Source organism: Nesterenkonia muleiensis (assembly GCF_003600155.1).
GTDB classification, from domain to species: domain Bacteria; phylum Actinomycetota; class Actinomycetes; order Actinomycetales; family Micrococcaceae; genus Nesterenkonia; species Nesterenkonia muleiensis.
Window position 1 is genome coordinate 1 of the sequence record NZ_QWLD01000042.1, and the last position, 6,112, is coordinate 6,112.

Here is a 6,112-nt window from a genome sequence, read left to right on the forward strand (position 1 = left end):
CACCCCTGAGGAACTGGTTGACCGGGAGCTGACGTTCATCTATCCAGTTGAGGGTGATGAGGACATCACCGCCACCGTGGAGGTGGAGGTCTCCAGTGCGGTAGCCAACATCCAGCTGGATGCTCCAACCTCTGTCGGCGACGGAGAGACCCACGATGTTCAGATCACTGCCCTGGACGATGAAGGCGAGCCGCTGGGCAATGTGAGTGACTATGCCACCATCATCTCTGAGGAGGAGGCCGATGACACCGATGGCGCTGAGATCACCTTTATCGGTGCTGGCCAGCGTGAGCTGACCGCCACCTACCGCGGTCTTGAAGACACCGCCGTGGTTACAGTGACAGCGGAACCTGGGGCACCGGAGTCCATCACGGTCGTTGGACCTGAGCAGGTGATGGAGACTGCAACCGGTGCGTTCACCGTGGAGGCCTTCGACGCCGACGGCAACAGCTTGGGCGATGTTACCGAAGATGTGCTCATCACCTCCTCGGTGGAAGAGGACCAGCTTGCTGGCAACGAGGTGAGTTTCGCCTTCACCCCTGAAGCCCTGACTGACCGGGAACTGACGTTCACCTACCCGGTTGAGGATGACGAGGACATCACCGCCACCGTGGAGGTGGAGATCACCAGTGCGGTCGATGCCCTGGTGGTTGATGCCCCAACTGAGGCTGAGATCGACGACTTCATCACAGTCAGTGTTGAAGCACTTGATGCTGAGGGTGCCGTATTCGGTGAGGTGGCTCAATACGCTCACCTGGCATCCTCGGTGGAGGGCGATGTCGTCGTGGGTTCTGAGGTCATCCTGTCCAGCGAAGGTGAGCGGACTATCACCGCTACCTATCGTGGTCTCACCGGTATTGCGGTGGTCGAGGTGGCCGCACCTGCAGAAGAGCTCCTGGTGCCGGAGGGAGTCATTGCCGGCTCTGACCAAGTCCCCGTCGGCGGGACTCAAGAGGCTGCCTCCAGCGGGTATGCCCCGGGGGTTGAGGTCAGCGCCACCATGTACTCCGATCCCTTGGACATCGGCACCGAGACCGCTGATGAAACCGGTGCGGTGGCCTTCACTTGGGATATCCCTGAAGACACCGAGCTGCGTGAGCACACAGTGGTACTGAGCGCACCCGGGTATGAGGACACCTCGGCCACCTTCGAAGTCGTGGCAGCAGAGGAGGAACCCACACCCACTCCGACAGAAGAGCCGACGCCGAGTGAGGATCCTACAACTACGGAGGAGCCGACTCCAACCGCAACTCCAACGCAGACGCCGACGCCGACGGGGGAGCCCTCGCCTACGGAGGAGCCCTCGCCTACGGAGGAGCCGACAGCGACTCCGACTCCGACGGATGAGCCCACTCCAACCGCAACTGTGACGCAGACACCAACCGCGACTCCTACACCCACTCCGATGGAGTCCCCTGGACCCATTGAGGAGCCGATGCCGACTCCGACTGATGAGCCGACACTGAGTCCTTCCCCCGACCCAGATCCGGAGGCTGGCTCTGTTGAGGGAGCTGACCTCATCCCGGTTCCGAGTCCGACCGCAACCCCTACCTCGCCTCAAAGTCCTTCCGCCGATCCGAGCCCAAGTCCCGATCCCGGGCCTGGCTCTGATACCAGCCCTGACCCGAGCTCGAACCCCGATTCTGCTCGGGAGGCTGGCTCTGACGAGGGGTCTAGCTCTGTTGCGGAGCCTGGCCCCGACCCGGATCCGATCCTCGGGGCCGAGGCGACAACGTACGGGCAGAGTCTCCGATCGCCGGCCGACCTCCTGGACCACCCAGTACGGAATGCGGTGACAGCCGCCGCGCTCGCTCTCATGTTCACGCTGCTCGCGGCGCTGCCCTCGGAGCTGCTGTACTCGACACTGAGGAGCAACTATAACCGTGCCTTCGGATGGGCCGCCGGCTTGGGACATCTGTGGACCCGGTGGAGTTCGCGGCTTAAGCGGGTTCCCAACCGGCATCTGGGACTCATCGCGCTGATGGCCTCGGGGGCGGTTCTTGGGGTTCTGGCCGAAACCGATCCGGCGAGCCCTTCGGTCCTTCTCCGCCTTTATCTGGCGGTGCTGGCCTCTGTGATCATTATGAATGCCGCCTCGGCACTGTTGTCCTGGAGCGTGGTCTATGGGCGGTACCGGATCACCACCCGCATCAGGGCCATGCCCGGCTTCTTGTTCCTGGCTGCGGCGAGTATTGCGGTCTCCCGCGTGTTTGATCTACAGCCGGGCATCCTGTTCGGCCTGCTGGTCACAGTCGTTGTCCTGGGCACACTCAATCGTGCCCAGGAGGGTATAGTTGCCGCCGTGGCCGGTGCCGGGTTCCTCGCCCTCGGCCTGCTCTCCTGGTTCGCCTATGCGGCTATCGACCCAGGAGCCGAAGGATTCTTCACGCAACTGCTGCGTGAGATCCTCACCACCCTCACCATAGGCGGCATCGGCTCCACCCTGGTGGCGATGCTGCCGATGCGGTTCCTCACCGGACACGATGTCTTCGTCTGGTCCAAAGGCGTGTGGGCGGCGCTCACTATGGCCTCGGTGGTGGCATTCGTCCTGGTCGTCGCACCCCTGCCAGAGAGCTGGATCGAAGCATCGCGGCAGACCCTGGTGTGGTCCGTGGCCTTCGGAGCCTTCGGGATCATCTCAATCGCGATCTGGGCGTGGTTCAGGTTGCGCCCGGCGCCTGAGGCGGTCCACGTGCGCTGAATACGTGCCGACTGCCCTGTCAAACATGGGCAGCCCCCACAGGTGTGGCCGGCATTCTTCGGTGCCGGCCACACCCGTTCCTCTCTCCGAGGGACCAGGCCTCGAAGCTGCTGCTGCGGCGGGCCATGACCAACACGCTGAATCCGATGATCCGATAATCTCGCGAAAAACTTTCGCTTTCACTATTAATTTTTTTGTTTATTTATTGAATATTTTAGCTCGAAAGGGCAGGCGAGTCGATACATCGACTACCGTAGTATCTACCTCATTGGTACGCTCCACTTGCCCGCCCGATTCTGGTCGGGCTCACGCCAAACATCTCGGCCAGTTTCTGACGGGACACACCGTCCGCCTCCAGGCTACCGATCTCAGACCTAGCCTCCGCGCTCAGTTCTGCTCGACCATCAGGCATCACGGCACCATGCTCTATTAAGGACCTTGCGCACTGTTGCTCGCCGGATGCAAAGCTCCTCAGAGATAGCAGTGCTCGAATCGCTCCGGGCTGCAACTGATAAATTAGAGGCCGTGGCGGATCTCGATAGCTGGCGTGATCGAGGTGCGGAAGGAACCGATTTGCGGCGCGACTTCCGCGCCAGATTAAGGATCTGTCGCCACCTGGCCGTCACCAGGGCTTTTTGGCATAGACAACCGGGAAGCACACGTTGTGAAGTCCCGGAACTTCGTTCACTCGATGTCCCGGGACTTTCGTGTTTCTGGGGCAGGTATGTCACGCGTCATCGTTCACTACCTGTGGCAGTTCATCGTTCGTTTCTTCGGCCGGTAGTTCTTCCTCGGATCGATGGTGTGCCCGGCGATGATCTGGCCACCTCCACGGTCGAATTGTTCTCACCATGGCCAAGCAACGCCAGCGGGCAAGGAGGCAGTAGCTTCCCTATAGACCGGCCATCCCGCCTGTCTCCTACGCAGTGTGGGGTGGCCTTGTACCAGGCGGAGACTCTTTGGGCTCGAGGGGAGCAGCTCAGTCCAAGTCGAAGGCGGTGGCGATCGTTTCAGAGAGAGCCCCTTCCTGACTTGCGTGCAGATAACCGATGAGCCGGCCCAGGTTGGAGACCGGAATGGTGAGAATGGTGTCCAGGGACGCTACGCCCTCATGGTCCAGTCCGTTGGTGGAGTCGACCGGCACCTCAGTGGAGAGGCCACGAATGGTCGAAGTGATGGGCGCCACAGTCACTCGAGTCAGATACGGGCGGACCTGCTCCCGGGTCAGCACCAGAACGGGGCGGGTCTTGTCGAGTCGAGCCAGATGGATCGGGCGCATGCATCAGTCCAGATCGTCGAGAGGAACCCTCGCCGCATAAGCGGCGAGATCGTCCAAGTCATCCGCGGAGAGATCTTTCTTGAGGATCGCGATATCTGAGAGTGCCTGCTGGTGCTGCCGTTCGCGTTCCAGTGCGCGGGTGAGCACCCCGGCCCGGCTGGGGGCGCGGCCGGAAGCCACCTCGGCGTCAACGAAAGCGGCGAGATCATCAGGCAGCCGGACTGCAATCTGCTTGCTCATGCCATGGTGGTACCAATATGTCACCAGTTTGGGATGCAGGGGATTCAGGCTCAAGATCTTGAATCGGGCTGGTTGAGACAGTGGCTGGCGGTGGCTATGGGTGGAGTCGTTGGCCGTGGGCTAGTTTGTGGAGGTCTTCACCGGTGAGCGGCTCGGCCGGCAGCGGGGTGGTCATGGCTTGGGGGCGGATGCCGTCGAGGATGATGGCTCGCTGCCGGGCCAGGACGATCCCGCGGGCTGGCTCGGGCAGCCGGAGCACCGATTCCAGCAGTGTGGGGATATGGGCGAGGTCTGCGGCGGTCGCATCAGCCCGGATTACGCCTTGTTCCTGGGCGCGGGCGACTATCCCTGTGACCAGTTCCTGTCCCGCTGCCCTGGCCAGGACTCCAGGGTCGATCTGTGCCATGCGGGCAGCGATGGCGCGCATGCTGGGGTAGCGGGACATCAGGTCGATCATCGCGTCGATGGCGGTGACCACCGTGTCCCAGGGGTCTTCGATCTCTGTGGCGCGTTCTAGGGCTTCGATCATGCGGGCTGCTTGTCGGTGGTAGATGGTGGCGATGAGGTCGTTGCGGGTGGGGAAGTGTCGGTAGAGGGTGCCGATGCCGAAGCCGAGGTTGTCTACCAGGGTGTGCAGTGAGGCCTCGAGTCCGTGTTCGCCGAAGTAGAGCTCGGCTGCTTGAAGGATTTTTTCCTTGTTCTCTAGTGCGTCTCGGCGGGGCGCGCGTTTGCGCGGTGTGGTGGTCATGGCGGTGATTATCCGCCTTGGGGTGGTGTAGCGCAAACTGTTGGGGATTGCACAGTCCGGTTAATCATGTAGGGTGGCCCTATACACGCTCCGGACCTATAGGTCCGTTTGGTTGAGGGGAAGTTATGTCGTCAGTTTCTGTTGCTCGTCGTCTCTGTGGTGCTGTGATCGCACTGTGTCTGGTGGCACCGTTGTCCGGGGCTGCTGCTGCTGGGCCGGGTGCCGATGCCGTCCCGACCCAGGTGCGGGTGGCCTCTGCTGAAGGTGATGGCATCGACGACGCTGCAGAAGACACCAGCACTGAGGATGGGGCTGTCACCGAGGTTGAAGAGGACCCCGAGCAGAGCGCCGAGGAGGACATTGAGGACTCCGCGGCCGAGGATGGCACCGGTGCTGTAGAGCACGAGGATGATGCGGCAGTCCCCAATGACGAGGACGAGGCTTCTGGAGACGAAGCAGAGGAACCGGAGTCTGAGGAAGAAGACGCCACTGAGTTCCAGGCCGACCGGGACGCCCAGACCAATGAGTCTGAGGATGAGGAGGCCGGGACCACTGAGGAGGAGACCTCGGACCTCACCACTGATGAGGTGAGCAGCACAGCCGTAACTGAGTGGCCCGCCCTGCAGGATGCGGTCACTGAGGCCTGCGACAACGGGGTAGGCGAGGTCACCCTCGGTGAGACCATCACCGCAGACGACGGTGAGAACCTGGCCCTGACCGTGGATTGTGATCTCACTCTTGATCTCAACGGTTTCAACCTGACGGTCGAGAACCCAGGTAACAACAATCCTGCGATCCACGTGCCCGGTGGTTGGGGCGAGGAGGACGATGACGCTCACCTGAGGATCACTGACACCTCCGATGCCGGCAACGGCACCCTGACTGCCATCGGAGGCACCTGGGGTGCGGGGATCGGCGGCCAACTTGGCGGCAGTAGTGACGCGGGGACGGTCATCATCGAGGGTGGCACAGTGTTCGCCGAGGGCGGCAACTATGGCGCGGGGATCGGCGGCGGCAACTTCGATGATGGCGGGGACGTGACTATCACCGGCGGTGAGGTGACTGCCACCGGTGGCCTCGATGCTGCGGGGATCGGTGGCGGCTACCAGGGTGATGGCGGGGACGTGACTATCTCCGGCGGTGA

3 protein-coding genes and 2 pseudogenes are annotated in these 6,112 nt (G+C 62.2%); 2 read left to right on the forward strand and 3 right to left on the reverse strand.

Features of this window, described 5'->3' with window-relative positions:
• Positions 1–2,701 (forward strand): annotated as a pseudogene (locus DVO78_RS13380) (hypothetical protein); the annotation flags it as partial.
• A gap of 979 nt (positions 2,702–3,680) precedes the next feature.
• On the opposite strand, the gene DVO78_RS13385 reads toward DVO78_RS13380, so the two are convergent.
• From DVO78_RS13385 to DVO78_RS13395, 3 genes are all read right to left on the reverse strand, one after another.
• Positions 3,681–3,980 carry a type II toxin-antitoxin system PemK/MazF family toxin gene (locus DVO78_RS13385; protein WP_120005415.1) on the reverse strand — a complete coding sequence of 100 codons (300 nt, stop codon included), beginning with the start codon at positions 3,978–3,980 and terminating at the stop codon, positions 3,681–3,683.
• 3 nt (positions 3,981–3,983) lie between these two features.
• Positions 3,984–4,220 carry a ribbon-helix-helix domain-containing protein gene (locus tag DVO78_RS13390; protein ID WP_120005416.1) on the reverse strand — a complete coding sequence of 79 codons (237 nt, stop codon included), beginning with the start codon at positions 4,218–4,220 and terminating at the stop codon, positions 3,984–3,986.
• Positions 4,221–4,314: 94 nt separating this feature from the next.
• Positions 4,315–4,968 carry a TetR/AcrR family transcriptional regulator gene (locus DVO78_RS13395; RefSeq protein WP_120005417.1) on the reverse strand — a complete coding sequence of 218 codons (654 nt, stop codon included), beginning with the start codon at positions 4,966–4,968 and terminating at the stop codon, positions 4,315–4,317.
• Between the two features lie 125 nt (positions 4,969–5,093).
• Here DVO78_RS13395 and DVO78_RS13400 point away from each other — a divergent pair.
• Positions 5,094–6,112: pseudogene (locus tag DVO78_RS13400) on the forward strand (hypothetical protein); the annotation flags it as partial.